This is a genomic window from Pseudomonas sp. 2hn (genome assembly GCF_019646095.1).
GTDB lineage: Bacteria > Pseudomonadota > Gammaproteobacteria > Pseudomonadales > Pseudomonadaceae > Aquipseudomonas > Aquipseudomonas peradeniyensis.
On record NZ_CP081016.1, the window covers coordinates 5383077 to 5399248 of the forward strand.

14 protein-coding genes are annotated in these 16172 nt (G+C 68.0%); 8 read left to right on the top strand and 6 right to left on the bottom strand.

What is annotated here, in order from left to right; all coding sequences use genetic code 11:
* Positions 1-50: 50 nt before the first annotated feature.
* From K2O50_RS24305 to pilG, 6 genes are all read right to left on the bottom strand, one after another.
* Entirely contained in the window at positions 51-524 is a 474-nt protein-coding gene (locus tag K2O50_RS24305) for a chemotaxis protein CheW (RefSeq protein WP_050707240.1), read from the bottom strand.
* On the bottom strand, positions 517-5814 hold the full coding sequence (locus K2O50_RS24310) for an Hpt domain-containing protein (protein WP_052896125.1): 5298 nt from the start codon (positions 5812-5814) through the stop codon (positions 517-519). Before K2O50_RS24310 ends, K2O50_RS24305 begins: the two co-directional genes overlap by 8 nt.
* Complete coding sequence (locus K2O50_RS24315; protein ID WP_156329677.1) at positions 5811-7835, bottom strand: methyl-accepting chemotaxis protein; 2025 nt, start codon at positions 7833-7835, stop codon at positions 5811-5813. Before K2O50_RS24315 ends, K2O50_RS24310 begins: the two co-directional genes overlap by 4 nt.
* 63 nt (positions 7836-7898) lie before the next feature.
* Positions 7899-8453, bottom strand: coding sequence for a chemotaxis protein CheW (locus K2O50_RS24320; protein ID WP_050707242.1), 555 nt, complete (start codon positions 8451-8453; stop codon positions 7899-7901).
* Positions 8450-8815 (bottom strand): twitching motility response regulator PilH, encoded by a 366-nt coding sequence (pilH, locus tag K2O50_RS24325; protein ID WP_028688352.1) that lies wholly within the window; start codon positions 8813-8815, stop codon positions 8450-8452. Before pilH ends, K2O50_RS24320 begins: the two co-directional genes overlap by 4 nt.
* Positions 8816-8862: 47 nt before the next feature.
* Entirely contained in the window at positions 8863-9264 is a 402-nt protein-coding gene (gene pilG, locus K2O50_RS24330; RefSeq protein ID WP_050707243.1) for a twitching motility response regulator PilG, read from the bottom strand.
* A 185-nt stretch (positions 9265-9449) separates the two neighbouring features.
* Here pilG and gshB point away from each other — a divergent pair, with 185 nt between their 5' ends.
* The 8 genes from gshB to hslV all read left to right on the top strand — a co-directional run bounded on the left by gshB (position 9450) and on the right by hslV (position 16155).
* Positions 9450-10403 (top strand): glutathione synthase, encoded by a 954-nt coding sequence (gene gshB / locus K2O50_RS24335; protein ID WP_050707244.1) that lies wholly within the window; start codon positions 9450-9452, stop codon positions 10401-10403.
* Positions 10404-10493: 90 nt separating this feature from the next.
* Entirely contained in the window at positions 10494-11393 is a 900-nt protein-coding gene (locus K2O50_RS24340; protein WP_050707245.1) for an energy transducer TonB, read from the top strand.
* Between the two features lie 199 nt (positions 11394-11592).
* Positions 11593-12162 (top strand): YqgE/AlgH family protein, encoded by a 570-nt coding sequence (locus K2O50_RS24345; RefSeq protein ID WP_050707246.1) that lies wholly within the window; start codon positions 11593-11595, stop codon positions 12160-12162.
* Positions 12162-12587 (top strand): Holliday junction resolvase RuvX, encoded by a 426-nt coding sequence (gene ruvX / locus K2O50_RS24350; protein ID WP_028688357.1) that lies wholly within the window; start codon positions 12162-12164, stop codon positions 12585-12587. Before K2O50_RS24345 ends, ruvX begins: the two co-directional genes overlap by 1 nt.
* A gap of 51 nt (positions 12588-12638) precedes the next feature.
* Positions 12639-13157, top strand: coding sequence for a bifunctional pyr operon transcriptional regulator/uracil phosphoribosyltransferase PyrR (gene pyrR, locus K2O50_RS24355; protein WP_050707247.1), 519 nt, complete (start codon positions 12639-12641; stop codon positions 13155-13157).
* A 12-nt stretch (positions 13158-13169) separates the two neighbouring features.
* A complete protein-coding gene (locus K2O50_RS24360) occupies positions 13170-14174 on the top strand; it encodes an aspartate carbamoyltransferase catalytic subunit (protein ID WP_050707248.1) in 1005 nt (334 codons plus the stop codon).
* A complete protein-coding gene (locus K2O50_RS24365) occupies positions 14171-15442 on the top strand; it encodes a dihydroorotase (protein WP_050707249.1) in 1272 nt (423 codons plus the stop codon). The genes K2O50_RS24360 and K2O50_RS24365 overlap by 4 nt, the downstream gene beginning before the upstream one ends.
* A gap of 182 nt (positions 15443-15624) precedes the next feature.
* On the top strand, positions 15625-16155 hold the full coding sequence (hslV, locus tag K2O50_RS24370) for an ATP-dependent protease subunit HslV (protein WP_011536056.1): 531 nt from the start codon (positions 15625-15627) through the stop codon (positions 16153-16155).
* The last annotated feature ends 17 nt before the right edge of the window (positions 16156-16172 follow it).

Sequence of the window (16172 nt, forward strand, 5' to 3'; positions counted from 1 at the left end):
TTGTCGTGGGAGCGGTCTTGCCCCGCGATAGGGCCCGCCCAGACACCATCCTAATCGGCTACAGGTTGCAGTTGCGCGTCACGCACCAATCTTTCCAACCCCGCCAGGTCAGGCACCCGCGCCACCTGTTCACCCACCTGCACTGCCGCCAGCTCCAGCCCCGCCAACGGCACATCGACATAATTCAGCTGGCTGTCGAGCTTGCACGAGCGCGGGATCCCCTGCAGCAGCAATGCCAGATAACGCAACCCGGTATCCCCCAGGGCGTTGAGCACCACCACCCGCGCCCGCTCGCCGCAGGGGGTCTGCCCGCCGCAGGCCGCTTCGAAGCCGATCAGCGGCAACCGTTGTTGGCGCCAGTCGACCCAGCCCAGGTGCCAGGCCGGCTCCCCCGGTTCACAGGCGATGACACGGTGACCGATCAGTTCGGCCACTGCCACGTTGGGCAACACCAGGGTGCGGTCACCCAGGGGCAGCAGCAACCCGGTCAGGCTGCTGCGCTGACCGGCGATATGTTCAAGCATGGGGTCGGCTCCAGTGGGCGATGCTCTGCAGCAGCACCGATTCCTGGTACGGCTTGCCGAGGTAGTCGTTGACGCCGATGGCCATGGCCCGGTCGCGGTGCTTCTGGCCCGTACGCGAGGTGATCATGATGATCGGCAGCTGGCTCAGGCGCTCATCGCGACGGATCCGCGTGGCCACTTCGAAGCCGTCCATGCGCGGCATCTCGATATCCAGCAACAACACATCCGGACGGTGCTCTTCGAGCAGCGCCATGGCATCGACGCCGTCCTTGGCCGTCAGCACGCTCATGCCGTGCCGCTCGAGCAGGCGACTGGTGACCTTGCGCACGGTCACCGAGTCGTCCACCACCATCACCAGCAACGGCCGCCGGGGCACCGGGCCAGTCAGCCCATGCGCCCCCTCGGCCACGCCCGGCAGCCGCGCCAGGCGCCGTTGCTGCCCGCGCAACTGGCCGAGCAGGTCGAGAATCAGCACCACCCGCCCGTCCCCCAGCAGGGTGGCGCCGGACAGTCCCGGCACCGCGGCGAACTGCGGGCCGAGGCTCTTGACCACGATCTCGCGGCTGGGCGACAGGCTGTCGACCTGGATGGCGAACGACTGCTCATGGGAGTGGGTCAGCAGCACCGGCAGCGGCACGCTCTGGCCTAGCAGCCCGGGCTGGCCGCCGCCCTGCAGCAGGTCGCCGAGGTAGCGCAGCGCGTAATCGTGGCCGGCATAGCTGTAGCGTGGCGGGTCGAGCCGGTAGCAGGCCTCCAGCTCCGCCGGTGGCACACGCACGATGCCCTCGATGGTGTTCAGCGGGATGGCGTACTGCTCGTCTTCCACGTGCACCATCAGCGCCCGGTTCACCGACACGGTAAACGGCAGGCGGATCAGGAAACGCGCGCCCTTGCCGGGGCTGGACTCGATGCTCATCGAGCCGCCCAGTTGCTTGACCTCTTCATGGACCACGTCCATGCCCAGGCCGCGCCCGGAGATCTGGGTGATCTTCTCGGCCGTGGAGAACCCGGGGCGCAGGATGAACTGCAGGATCTCGTGGTCGCTCAGGCGCGCCTGCGGATCGAGCAGGCCGCGCTTGATCGCCTTGTTGCGCACCGCCTCCAGCGGCACCCCTGCGCCGTCGTCGCTCATCTCGATGACGATGTCGGCGCCTTCGTGCAGCAAGTTCAGGTGGATGGTGCCCTGCTCCGGCTTGCCGGCCGCCAGGCGCGCCTCGCGGGCCTCAAGGCCATGGTCGACGGCGTTGCGCAGCATGTGTTCCAGCGGCGCGACCATGCGTTCGAGCACGCTGCGGTCGAGCTCGCCCTCGGCATTGCCGACCACCAGCTCGACCTGCTTGCCCAACTCGCTGGCCACCTGCCGCACCACCCGCTGCAAACGGGGCACCAGCCGCTCGAATGGCACCATCAGGGTGGCGGTCAGGCCCTCCTGCAGCTGGCTGTTGACCCGTGCCTGCTGCTGCAGGAGGCTGTAGGCTTCCTGGGCCCTCTGCAGCAGGGTTTCCTTCAGGTCGAGCAGGTCCGAGGTGGACTCGAACAGCGCCCGCGACAATTGCTGCAGCTGGGAATGGCGGTCCATCTCCAGCGGGTCGAAATCGTCATAGGCGTCACCCTCGAACTGGTGACGGCTGGAAATCCGCCCCTGGGTCTCGATGTCCAGGCGCAGCAGCTGGTCGCGCATGCGCTCCAGCGTGGTTTCCATCTCGTTCAGCGCAAACTGGGCGTCATTCACCTGCTGCTCGATGCGCCCGCGGATCACCGAGTGCTCACCGGCCAGGTTGCCCAGGTCATCGAGCAGTTCGGCATCGACCTTGACCATGTCACCCGCCCGCTCGGGGGCGGCGGCCGGGGTCTCGGCGGGAGCGACTTCGGCTTGGGGCTGGCCAGCGGCGCTGTCAGTCAGGGCGGCGCTGGAAAAGTTGCGGATGTAGTCGATCAGCGCCGTGGCCGCATGCAGCGGCTCGCCCAGGCGCGCCGCATCGAGCATGTGCGCCAGACGGTCATGGCAGTTCTGCAGCAGGCTGAACAGGGCCGGCGTCGACGGCAGGCGCCCGGCGGCCAGCAATTCGTAGAGGAACTCCAGTTCGTGGGCAAGGTCGCCGATAGCGGCAATCTCGACCATGCGCGCGCCGCCCTTGAGCGTGTGCAGGTCGCGCAGCAGGTTCTCCACCTCGACCGTGTTGCGCGGGTCGGCCTGCCAGCGCGCCAGGGACTCGGCGGCGCTCTCGAGGATATCGGAGCTCTCTTCGAGGAAAACCTCCAGCAGCTCCTTGTCGCCCTCGGTTTCTTCGTTGTCGTCCTGCGGCTCGGAGGCGACGGGAGGCGGGGCGCTGTGGCGGAACTCGCGCAATTCGCCCAGCAACGCCACCGCCGACAGCGGTGCCTGGCCCTCGCGCAGGCTGCGCAGCATTTCGGCCAGGGCGTCATGGCTGCGCCGGAGCAGCTCGAACAGTGCCGGGCTGGCACCCAGCCGGCGGTCCACCAAGCCTTCGTAGAGCAGCGCCAGCTCCTGGGCCAGCACCTCGACGGCGCCGATCGCCGCCATCTGTGCCCCGCCCTTGAGGGTGAGCACATCGTGCTGCAGCGCCGACAGCGGCGACAGGCTGTCCGGATCGGCCTTCCATTGCCGCAAGGCCTGGTCGGCACCGTCAAGGATATCCCCGGCCTCTTCGAGGAACAGCTCGACCACCGCCGGGTCCGGCAACTCGCCTGGCGCCGTAAGCACCGTGACACCGTTCGCCCCGACCAAACCCAATGCTGCAGGGTCGAGGGCATCATCGAGCAGGCCATGCAGGGCCGCCAGGCATTCGGGCCGGGGATTCGGGTCCTGGCCGGCGGCTATCTCGTCGAACAGGTCGAGCAGCGCCTCATGGGCTTGCCGGGCGACGGCGAAGAAGCGCGGCGTGACGGCCAGGCTGCCCTCCTCCACCGCACCGTACAGGTCGAGCAGCCCTTCGCAGATCTCATCCACCTGCCACAACTCGGCCTGGTGCGCGCCGTGACCGAGGGTGGTCATCTCCTCGAGCAGCAGGTGCAACTCATGGTGTTGCGCGGGGTCGCCCTGCCAGTTGGCGAGCCGCGCCTCCGCATCGAGCAGGATATCCATGCCCATGGTCAAGAAAGTGGCCGTCAGCTGCGGATCGCGTCGGAGCCGGCGCGGCGGATGCGGCTCGGCCTGGAGTTGGGCCAACCGGGCGTCAACCGTCTGCCCGACCTGTTCGATCAGCCCGGCGGCCCCTGGGATCGGCGCCAGCGGCGTGCTGCCCAGCTGGGCCAGGCCCAGATGGAACAGCGCGCGCGCCGCCTCCAGCAGTTCGATCTCGGCCACTTGCAGGGGCAACTGGTGCCCCTTGTATTCACGCACCAGGCGGTCGAGGGCGGTGGCCAGTTCCGCGACCGGCATCACGCCGGCCATGGCGGCGCTGCCCTTGAGGGTGTGCAGGGCGCGTTGCAGGCTGTCGTTGACCGCGCTGCCCCGGCCGTCGACCGTCTGCAGGAACCCGTCGAGCCCGGCCAAATGGCCCTGGGCCTCGTTGCGGAAGATCTCAAGCAAGTGCGGATCGAGGCCATCGATACTGGCGCTGGCCGGTGTGTCGTTGAGCGCCAACGCATGCAGGTGCCCGGCCAGCTGCTCGATCTCGGCCGTGGGCGGCAATTGGCTGGCGGCGAAATCAGCGAGCAGGTCGGGCAGGCGCACGAACACCTGCTGCAGCGCCACCAAGCCTTCGGCGCTGAGCACGATGCGCCCTTCCAGCACCCGATTGAGCAGGTGCTCGGCGCCCCAGGCCAGCTCGGCCACGGCTTCGGCATGGACCATCCGCCCGCTGCCCTTGAGGGTGTGCAGTGCCCGCCGCACCTCGATCAACGCCTCGCGCAGGCCGTTGTCGGCTCGCCAGCGCAGCCATTGGCGCTCGATTTCCGGCAGCAGCTCGCCAGCCTCTTCGAGGAACACCTCGCGCAACTCATCGTCGATGCCGTCCAGCGCCTGCTCACCGCCCGCAGCTGACGTGTCGCGCACGCACTGCACGCCCAGCGCGGCCAGGCTGGCGTGGGCCATGTCGATGAAGCGCTGGGCGTCGGCCAGCGGATCGGCCACCCGCCATTGCAGCCAGGCCTCGCCGGCACTCAGGGCATCGGCCAGGTGCGCCAGTTCGTCCGCTTGCGGCTCCTCCTCCAGGTGCACCAGCCAGCCTTGCACATAGCCCGCGCAACCGGCGAACACCTCGGCGGCGGCAGGCAGCATCAGCATCGCCAGCGCCCCGCGCACCTGTTGCAGCAACCCGGGCAGGGCTTGCAGACGCTGGCGTGACCAGTCGGACTCCAGGCAATCGCCGATCAGGTCCTTGGCCTGCTGCAGCACGTTGAGCGATTCGTTGAGCACCAGCTGGCGGATTTCGGCCAGGTCCGAGCCGGGCAGGCTGCCGGGGCTGATTTCCTCCAGCGGACCGACCATGCCGTTGAGGGTGGCCTCGACATACAGCAGTGCCCCGGCGACATCCATCAGCACCGCCTCGTCCACGCCGCCGTCTTTTTCGACCAGTGCCTGCAACGCCAGCACCTGGTCGATGATCACCCGTCGCGGCTGCTGGAAGCCCAGCACCGCCAGGGTATCGGCCACGTGCCGCAAGGGCGGCAGCAGCGCCTCCAGTGGCTCGCTGGGCGAGCGCTCGCCACCGACGAAGGGGTCGAGGCGGTCCTTGATGCGCATCAGGTCGTCGCACAGGGCCATCACCACCGAGCGCAGCGCATCGCGCCCGGGGCCGGCCTGCATGTGGTCGCGCCAGCTACCCAGGGACAGGTCGAGGTTGGCCAGGTCCGCCGCACCGGCCAGCCGTTGCCCCAGGTCACCCAGCAGGCTGCCCTGGGCCAGGGGTTCGGCACCGCGGCAGACCCGCAGCTGGTTGAGCAGCGGCATGACCACCAGCGGCAGGTCGTGGCGCGCGCCACGCAGGCGGTCCAGGTACGGCGGCAATTGCTCGAGCCCGCGGAACAGCGCGCCCAGGCAATCGCCACGCGGGCTCACCTGGCCGTCGGCCATGGCCCGCCCGAGCAGCTCCAGCTCTTCGGCCAGGCGCATCGCGCCCGGCAGCGCGAGCATGTGCAGGCAGCCGTGGACCTGGTGCAGGTTGTCGACGAAGAACGCCAGCATCGACAGGTCGCCCGGCTCCGCCGAGAAGCGCTCCAGGGCCTGGCGTGCCTGGCCCAGGCAATCGAGGATCGGCGCCTTGGTCCAGGCCAGGGCCACTGTGTCGTGACGCTCGCCGGGCGCGTTCAGGTTCGCCTCGTTCACGAGCGCTCCACCGGTTTGGGCAAGGTGAAGCCGGACACCGAGCGGCGCATCTCGCTGGCCATGCGCGCCAGGTGGCGGATGCTGTCAGCGGTGGCGCCGGAGCCGGCGGAGGTCTGCGCAGTGATTTGCTGGATCACCGCCATGGTGTGGGAAATCTGCCCGGCCGAGGAGGTCTGCAACTGGGCGGCGTCGGAGATGCTGTGGATAAGTTCGGCCATGGTCTGCGAAACGCCCTCGATTTCCGCCAGGGCCACCCCGGCATCCTGCGCCAGGCGCGCGCCGCGCACCACTTCGGCGGTGGTCTGTTCCATGGAAATCACCGCCTCGTTGGTGTCGACCTGGATGGTCCGTACCAGCGCCTCGATCTGCCGGGTCGCCGAGGAGGATCGCTCGGCGAGGCGCTGCACCTCGTCGGCGACCACGGCGAAGCCGCGACCGGCCTCGCCGGCCAGCGAGGCCTGGATCGCCGCGTTGAGGGCGAGGATGTTGGTCTGTTCGGCAATATCGTCGATCAGGCTGACGATGTCGCCGATCTCCTGGGAGGACTCACCCAGGCGCTTGATCCGCTTGGCGGTGTCCTGGATCTGCTCGCGGATGTTGTCCATGCCGTGGATGGTGTTGTGCACCACCTCGTTACCCTTGTTGGCGATGGCCACCGAGCGCTCGGCCACCTTGGCCGACTCGTAGGCGTGGGCCGAGACCCGGTCGATCGACTCGACCATGTCGCCCACCGCCTCGGAGGCCTCGCTGATCTGCTCGGCCTGGTGCTCGGAGGCCTTGGCCAGCTGGCGGGCGGTGTTCTGGGTGTCCTGCACGGCGGCGGCGACCTGCTCGGCGCTGTGGTTGATGGTGGCCACCAGGTCGCGCAGCTGGTCGACCGAATAGTTGATCGAGTCGGCGATGGCGCCGGTGAAGTCCTCGGTGACCGACACGGTGACGGTCAGGTCGCCGTCGGCCAGCTCCTCGATCTCGTCGAGCAGGCGCATGATCGCCTGCTGGTTGCGTTCGTTCTTCTCGGCGGTCTCGCGCAACTGGCGGTGAGTGGCACGCACCATCACCAGGCCGATGAGGATGATCGAGGCCAGCGCCAGCAGGCCGAGCACGTAGCCGCCGACGGTGTCCAGGGTGCGCCCGCCGGCCAGGTTCTCGAAGCCGTTGGCCAGGTGCGAGGCCTCGTCGAGCAAAGTCTGCGACAGGCTGAAGATGTTGCCGGCGGCCTCGCGCACGCGGAACAGCTCGGGCGAGGTCTCGAGGATCTCGTCCACCGAGCCCGAAACGAACTGGAACAGCTCGGCGATCTCGGCCAGCCGCGCCCGGGCATCGGCGTCCTCGACCCGGGTGACCTGAATCGTCGGGTTGCCGGCGAGCATGCCTTCGAGCACCTGGCCGAAGCGGCTGGCATCGCGGCCAAAGGCATCGGCGGCCTGCACCGAGGTCTCGTCGCCGGCGAGCACGGTGTTGACCGAGCCGAGAATGCGTTCGGCCAGCAGCAACTGGCGCTGGGCCACCGCCACCTGGTTGGCCGGCGCGCCGCTCTGCAGCAGGATCTCCACCACCTTCTCGTACTCGACCTGCAGTTGCGGCACGGTTTCGGCCAGGGTGGCCGCGACCTGGTGCAGCGACAGCACGGTCTGTTCGCTGGCGAGGATGGTGTCGGTGTTCTTGCGCAGGTTCTCCCAATCCTGGCGCACCGCGTCCATCTCGTCGCGCACCGTCACCGGCGCGGCGGGCAGGCCGGTGGTCTTGTCACCCTCGCGCAGGTAGCTCCAGCGCCGCTCGAAGTCGTTGCGCGCATCGCTGAGCAGCTTGAACGCCAGCGCCTTGCCCGCCGCCGCCTCGGTGGCGTTCTTGGCGATGCGCTGGGACAGCACGCGCAGCTCGCCGGCATGGCCGATGTACTGCTTGTCGTGGTTGGCCTGGGTGTTGAGGTAGGCGAAGTTGGCGAACAGCAGGACGATCGACAGGATCAGCACCACGAACAGCACGGTGATCTGCGCGGTGCTGCGCGGGCGCTGGGCCACGGCGGCCGGCGAGACGCCGGCGGTGGCAACTGAAGGTCCTGGCTTGTTCACGTCGAAAATCCTCTACAACGCCACATCGAGAAAACCCGGGGCCTGGGCCAGGGCGAACGGGCTGAAGATCGCCCAGTTGCGTTCACGGGGAAAATGGCCCTGCACGAAGGGCGCGGCCGCGCGAATCAGCGGCTGCGGCGGCGACAGCTCGAGGCTGCTCAGGACGAAGTGCTGCAGGCCGACCACCTCGTCCACCAGCAGCCCGGCGAACAGCTCCTCGTGGTCCAGCACCAGCACCCGCCGTTGCTTGCCCGTCGCCGCCGGGCCGAGGCCAAAGAACGCGCACAGGTCCATCACCGGCAACAGCCGCCCACGCAGGTTGGCCACCCCGCGAACCCACGGCTGCACGCCCGGCACCCGGCTGCTGCGGGGCTCGCGCAGCACCTCGGCAACCTCGCCCATGGGTGCGACGAACCACTGCCCGGCAATGCGAAAGCCGATGCCGCTCCACTGCTGCAGGCGGGTGTCCTGCGGTGGCTGGTCGGCCACCAGCAGGCGGCAGCGCCGGTCGATGTCCAGCAACAGCTCGAAGGCGGTCAGCGACGCGCCCTGGGGGCGGGTGGTCAAGCGCCGAGCACTTCTTTCAGCTTGGCGATCAGCGCCTCTTCCTCCACCGGCTTGGTCAGGAAATCGCGGGCGCCCTGGCGCTGGGCCCAGATACGGTCAGTCTCCTGGTCCTTGGTGGTCACCACGATCACCGGAATGGCGCTGGTTTCCGGGTCCTTGCTCAGTTGCCGGGTAGCCTGGAAGCCGTTCATGCCGGGCATGACGATGTCCATCAGCACGGCATCGGGCTTCTCCTGGCGGGCCAGGGCCACGCCGTCGGCGCCATTGTCGGCCTTGAGCACCCCATAGCCGCTTTTCTCCAGCCATTCGGTCAATCTGTACATCTCTGTCGGCGAGTCGTCGACAATCAGAATTCGGGCCATGCTGTTTCCCCATCAGGAAATAGAGACGCCGTCCGGCGAGGGCGGCGTCAGGGTGCGTGTGGGTCCTGCGCGACGAAGCCGGGCACGCAGGCACGGATCGCGTCGAGCAGTTCTTCCTTGCTGAACGGTTTGGTCAGGAACTGGTCGGAGCCGACCACCCGGCCGCGGGCCTTGTCGAACAGGCCATCGCGTGAAGAGAGCAGGATCACCGGGGTGTCCTTGAACGCGTTGTTGTGCTTGATGATGGCGCAGGTCTGGTAACCGTCAAGGCGCGGCATCAGCACATCGACGAAGATGATCCGGGGCTTGTGGTCGACGATCTTGGCCAGGGCATCGAAGCCGTCACTGGCGGTGATCACCTCGCAGCCGGCCTCACCGAGCAACATCTGCGCGGTGCGGCGGATCGTGCGGGAGTCGTCGATCACCATCACCTTCAGGGGTTGTTCCATAGTTGCGCTTCTGCCTGGGAGCGAATTCGCCAAAAGGCCGTGCAGGCCATGTGCCTGGCCTTTTTAACACAGTCCCGAGGGCCATTCCATCCGCCCGCCCCTTGACCGTGGGCGCGCCCGGCGCCACCCTGAGCCACTTTTCTTTCGTGCCATCGCGGCCACCCGCCGCCAAGAGGAACTACCCCATGAGCGTTCGCCTCGGGATTGTCATGGACCCCATCGCGTCCATCTCCTACAAAAAGGACAGCTCGCTGGCCATGCTGCTGGCCGCCCAGGCCCGTGGCTGGAGCCTGTTCTACATGGAACAGCGCGACCTGTACCAGGCCCAGGGCAAGGCCCGCGCGCGGATGCGCCCGCTCAAGGTGTTCGCCGACCCGGCCCGCTGGTTCGAGCTGGACGAGGAACAGGACAGCCCGCTGGCCGAGCTGGACGTGATCCTGATGCGCAAGGACCCGCCCTTCGACATGGAGTTCGTCTACAGCACCTACCTGCTGGAGCAGGCCGAGGCCGAAGGCGTGCTGGTGGTCAACCGCCCGCAGAGCCTGCGCGACTGCAACGAGAAGCTGTTTGCCACGCTGTTCCCGCAGTGCACGCCGCCGACCCTGGTCAGCCGCCGCCCGGACATCATCCGCGCCTTCGCCGCCGAGCATGGCGATGTGATCCTCAAGCCGCTGGACGGCATGGGCGGCACCTCGATCTTCCGTCACCGGGCCGGTGATCCCAACCTGTCGGTGATCCTCGAGACCCTGACCGCGCTCGGCGCCCAGCAGATCATGGCCCAGGCCTACCTGCCGGCGATCAAGGACGGCGACAAACGCATCCTGATGATCGACGGCGAGCCGGTGGACTACTGCCTGGCGCGCATCCCGGCCAGCGGCGAGACCCGCGGCAACCTGGCCGCCGGCGGACGCGGCGAAGCCCGGCCGTTGAGCGAGCGCGACCGCTGGATCGCCGCCCAGGTCGGCCCGACCCTGCGCGAGAAGGGCCTGCTGTTCGTCGGCCTGGACGTGATCGGCGACTACCTCACCGAGATCAACGTCACCAGCCCGACCTGCATCCGCGAAATCGACGCAGCCTACAACACCGACATCGGCGGCCGCTTGATGGACGCCATTGATCGCCAGTTGCAGGCGCGCTGACCGCCGACACGCGGCAAACCCGCGGAGTGGGGTATGATGCCGGTCCTTTTTCGCTGACCTGCGCCCTGTTTCGCGGTTGCTGGATACCTGATGACGCTGCCTGCCGACATCCCCGCCGACCTGCTGCCACCCCGCGTTCGCCCGGTGGACCGGCTCGGTTTCACCCTGTTCCTGGCCGCCCTGGTGCACCTGGCGCTGATCCTCGGCGTGGGTTTCACCGTGGTCAAGCCGGCCGACATCCGCCACACCATGGACATCACCCTGGCTACCTTCAAGAGCGAAAAAGCGCCCGAGAAGGCCGATTTCCAGGCCCAGGAAAACCAGCAGGGCAGCGGCACCCTGGAAAAGAAGGCGGTGCCCAAGACCACCGAGGTCGCGCCGTTCCACGACAGCAAGATCAACAAGATCACCCCGCCACCGGCCGCGAAACCGGAAACGCCGCCTGCACCGGCGAAGTCGGTGGTCGCCACCCAGGCGCCGAAAACCCAGAAGGTCGAGCCCAAGCCGAAGGAAAGCAAGCCGCAGCCCAAGCCCGAAGCCAAGGTGCCGGACTTCGACAGCTCGCAGCTGTCCAGCCAGATCGCCAGCCTCGAGGCCGAGCTGTCCCATGAGCAGCAGCTGTATGCCAAGCGCCCGCGCATCCATCGCCTGAACGCCGCCTCGACCCTGCGCGACAAGGGCGCCTGGTACAAGGAAGAATGGCGCAAGAAGGTCGAACGCATCGGCAACCTCAACTACCCCGAAGAGGCCCGGCGCCAGCAGATGTACGGCAGCTTGCGGATGATGGTGTCGATCAACCGCGACGGCTCGCTGTACGAAGTACTGGTGCTGGAATCGTCGGGCCAGCCAGTGCTGGACCAGGCGGCCCAGCGCATCGTACGCCTGGCGGCGCCGTTCGCGCCGTTCACCGGCGACCTGGCGGAGTTCGACCGCCTGGAGATCATCCGCACCTGGCGCTTTGCACGCGGGGACAAGCTGTCGAGCAACTGACGGCAAGGCTTGCTTGGCCCCTGTAGGAGCGGCCTTGTGCCGCGAAAGGGCTGCACAGCAGCCCCGGCGATTCTGCACGAGGCCAAGATCCTGGGGCCGCTACGCAGCCCTTTCGCGGCACAAGGCCGCTCCTACAAGGGGCACCGACAGCCACTCGCGCACCTTGCCAGCCCCGCCACCTGGCGCCACACTAGCGGACATGAAGACCCTCGCCCCCAGCTACCTAAAGCACCAGTTCCTGATCGCCATGCCGCACATGGCCGATCCGAACTTTGCCCAGACCCTCACCTACATCGTCGAGCACAATGCCCACGGCGCCATGGGCCTGGTGGTCAACCGCCCGCAGGAGCTGAACCTGGCCGACATCCTCGAGCAGTTGCGCCCCAACGACGAGCCGCCCGCCAGCACCCTGCACATCCCGATCTACCAGGGCGGCCCGGTGCAGACCGACCGCGGATTCGTGCTGCACAGCAACGACCGCAGCTACCAGGCCACGGTCGAGCTGGAGGGCCTGTCGCTGTCCACTTCCCAGGACGTGCTGTTCGCCATCGCCGCCGGCGACGGCCCGCGCAGGAGCCTGATCACCCTGGGCTACGCGGGCTGGGAAGCCGGCCAGCTGGAAGCGGAGCTGGCCGACAACGCCTGGCTCAACTGCCCCTTCGACCCCGAGATCATCTTCGGCCTGGCCAGCGACCAGCGCCTGGGCGCCGCCGCTGCGAGCCTGGGGATCAACCTCAGCCTGCTGACCAGCCAGGCGGGCCACGCCTGATGGCCGAACTGCGTCTGCTGCTGGGCTTCGACTATGGCACCCGACAGATCGGCGTGGCCGTCGGCCAGGTGATCACCGGCCAGGCCCGCGAACTGTGCACGCTCAAGGCCCAGAACGGCGTGCCGGACTGGAACCAGGTCGAGAAGCTGATCAAGGAATGGAAACCCGACGCCATCGTCGTCGGCCTGCCGCTGAACATGGACGGCACGCCCAGCGAGATGAGCGAGCGCGCCGAGAAATTCGCCCGACGCCTGCACGGCCGCTACAACCTGCCGGTGCACACTCATGACGAACGCCTGACCACCTTCGAGGCCAAGGGCGAGCAGATGGCCCGGGGCGGGCGCCACGGCAGCTACCGCGACAACCCGGTCGACGCCATCGCCGCCGCCCTGCTGCTGCAAGGCTGGCTGGAGGCCAACACTTAAATCCGCTTTGCCGCCGGCTGGAGCCGGCGCCCGCCTTCCGAGGAGCACGCAATGAGCCTACCCAATCCCGCCGACCTGATCCGGCAGATGGCCGTCGACCTTCGCGCCCACCTGGCCCGCCGTGGCATCAGCGAGCCGCGTTTCATCGGCATCCGCACCGGCGGCGTGTGGGTGGCCCAGGCCCTGCAGGCCGAGCTGGGCGACCAGGGCCCGCTGGGCACCCTGGATGTATCCTTCTACCGCGACGACTTCAGCCAGAACGGTCTGCACCCGCAGGTGCGCCCCTCGGAGCTGCCGTTCGAGATCGAAGGCCAGCACCTGGTGCTGGTGGACGACGTGCTGATGAGCGGGCGCACCATCCGCGCCGCCCTCAACGAACTGTTCGACTATGGCCGCCCGGCCAGCGTGACCCTGGCCTGCCTGCTCGACCTGGATGCCGGCGAACTGCCAATCCGGCCGAATGTACTCGGCGCCACCCTGTCCCTGGCCGCCCATGAACGGGTAAAATTGACCGGACCCACGCCGCTCGCCCTCGAGCGCCAGGACCTCGCTCCCGCTTCCGCCCTTTAAGAGTCCCCCGCGATGACGCCATTCGACGCCAAGCGCCCGCTGCAGCTCAATGACCAGGGCCAGCTGCGCCACTTCCTCTCGCTCGACGGTTTGCCCCGCGAACTGCTCACCGAGATCCTCGACACCGCCGACTCGTTCCTCGAAGTCGGCGCCCGGGCCGTGAAGAAAGTCCCGTTGCTGCGCGGCAAGACCGTGTGCAACGTGTTCTTCGAGAATTCCACCCGTACCCGCACCACCTTCGAACTGGCCGCCCAGCGCCTGTCGGCCGACGTGATCAGCCTGAACGTGTCGACTTCCTCTACCAGCAAGGGCGAGACCCTGTTCGACACCCTGCGCAACCTGGAGGCCATGGCCGCCGACATGTTCGTCGTGCGCCACTCCGATTCCGGCGCCGCCCACTTCATCGCCGAGCATGTGTGCCCGGACGTGGCAGTGATCAACGGCGGTGACGGCCGCCACGCCCACCCGACCCAGGGCATGCTCGACATGCTCACCATTCGTCGGCACAAGGGCGGTTTCGAAAACCTCTCCGTGGCCATCGTCGGCGACATCCTGCACTCGCGGGTGGCCCGCTCGGACATGCTCGCGCTCAAGGCGCTGGGCTGCCCGGACATCCGCGTGATCGGCCCGAAGACGCTGATCCCGATCGGTATCGAGCAGTACGGGGTGAAGGTCTACACCGACCTCGCCGAAGGCCTCAAGGACGTCGACGTGGTGATCATGCTGCGCCTGCAGCGCGAGCGCATGGCCGGTGGCCTGCTGCCCAGCGAGGGCGAGTTCTACCGCCTGTTCGGCCTGACCACCGCGCGCCTGGCCGGGGCCAAGCCGGATGCCATCGTCATGCACCCGGGCCCGATCAACCGCGGCGTGGAAATCGAATCGGCGGTGGCCGACGGCCAGCACTCGGTGATCCTCAACCAGGTCACCTATGGCATCGCCGTGCGCATGGCCGTGCTGTCCATGGCCATGAGCGGACAGAACGCGCAACGTCAATTCGACCAGGAGAACGCCCAGTGACCATCAGCATTATTGGCGCCCGGGTCATCGATCCTGCCAGCGGCCTGGACCGCATCACCGACCTGCACCTGGACGGCGGCCGTATTGCCGCCATCGGCGCGGCGCCGGCCGGCTTCGACGCCAGCCGCACGATCCAGGCCGACGGCCTGGTGGCCGCCCCGGGCCTGGTCGACCTCGGCGTATCCCTGCGCGAGCCGGGCTACAGCCGCAAGGGCAACATCGCCAGCGAAACCCGTGCCGCCGTGGCCGGCGGTGTCACCAGCCTGTGCTGCCCACCGCAGACCAAGCCGGTGCTGGACACCTCGGCGGTCGCCGAACTGATCCTCGACCGCGCCCGCGAGGCGGCCAACAGCAAGGTCTACCCGATCGGCGCCCTGACCAAGGGCCTGGAAGGCGAGCAACTGGCCGAACTGGTGGCCCTGCGCGACACCGGTTGCGTGGCCTTCGGCAACGGCCTCAAGGAAATCCCCAACAACCGCACCCTGGCCCGAGCCCTGGAATACGCGGCGACCTTCGACCTGACCGTGGTGTTCCACTCCCAGGACCGCGACCTGTCGCAAGGCGGCCTGGCCCACGAAGGCCCGATGGCCAGCTTCCTCGGCCTGCCGGGCATTCCGGAAACCGCCGAGACCGTCGCCCTGGCCCGCAACCTGCTGCTGGTCGAGCAGACCGGCGTGCGCGCCCACTTCACCCAGATCACCAGCGCCCGCGGCGCCCGGCTGATCGCCCAGGCCCAGGCGCTGGGGCTGCCGGTCACCGCCGACGTGGCGCTGTACCAGCTGATCCTCACCGATGAAGCGCTGCGCGACTTCTCCAGCCTGTACCACGTGCAACCGCCGCTGCGCACCGCCGCCGACCGCGACGGCCTGCGCGAGGCGGTGAAGTCCGGGGTGATCCAGGCGATTTCCAGCCATCACCAGCCCCACGAGCGTGATGCCAAGCTGGCGCCGTTCGGTGCCACCGAGCCGGGGATCAGCAGCGTCGAACTGCTGCTGCCGCTGGCCATGACCCTGGTCGAGGACGGCCTGCTCGACCTGCCGACCCTGCTGGCGCGCCTGAGCAGCGGCCCGGCCGCTGCGATGCGCCTGCCAGCCGGCGAGCTGAAGGTGGGTGGCGCGGCGGACCTGGTGCTGTTCGATCCGAAAGCGTCCACTGTTGCCGGCGAGCAGTGGTTCTCTCGCGGCGCGAACTGCCCGTTCATCGGCCACTGCCTGCCGGGCGCGGTGCGTTATACCTTGGTCGACGGGCACGTCTGCTTTGAGGCCTGAGTAACGCCCATCGCGGGGCAAGCCCGCTCCCACGCGCTCGCGTGGGAGCGGGCTTGCCCCGCGATCGTTTCGGAAACATCCTGTCTTGCTCGCCGCTCATCCCCTGCGGTTGAAATCCTTCCCCCCTCCCCCCATATGAGTCTGCATCAGGCATTTTCGCCCCGCTGCGTGGAGACTCTCCCTTGACTACCATCGTTTCTGTCCGCCGTAACGGCAAAGTCGTCATGGGCGGCGACGGCCAGGTTTCCCTCGGCAACACCGTGATGAAAGGCAACGCCAAGAAAGTCCGTCGCCTGTACAACGGCCAGGTCATCGCCGGCTTCGCCGGTGCCACCGCCGATGCCTTCACCCTGTTCGAGCGCTTCGAAGCCCAGCTGCAGAAACACTCCGGCCACCTGGTGCGTGCTGCCGTCGAGCTGGCCAAGGAATGGCGTACCGACCGCTCCCTGAGCCGCCTGGAAGCCATGCTGGCCGTGGCCAACAAGGACGCCTCCCTGATCATCACCGGCAACGGCGACGTGGTCGAACCCGAGGACGGCCTAATCGCCATGGGTTCCGGCGGTGGCTACGCCCAGGCCGCTGCCCGCGCATTGCTGAACAAGACTGACCTGTCGGCCCGTGAAATCACCGAGGCCGCCCTGAACATCGCCGGCGACATCTGCGTGTTCACCAACCACAACCTGACCATCGAGGAGCAGGACCTGGCCGAGTGAATCAGTTGTTTTGGCGC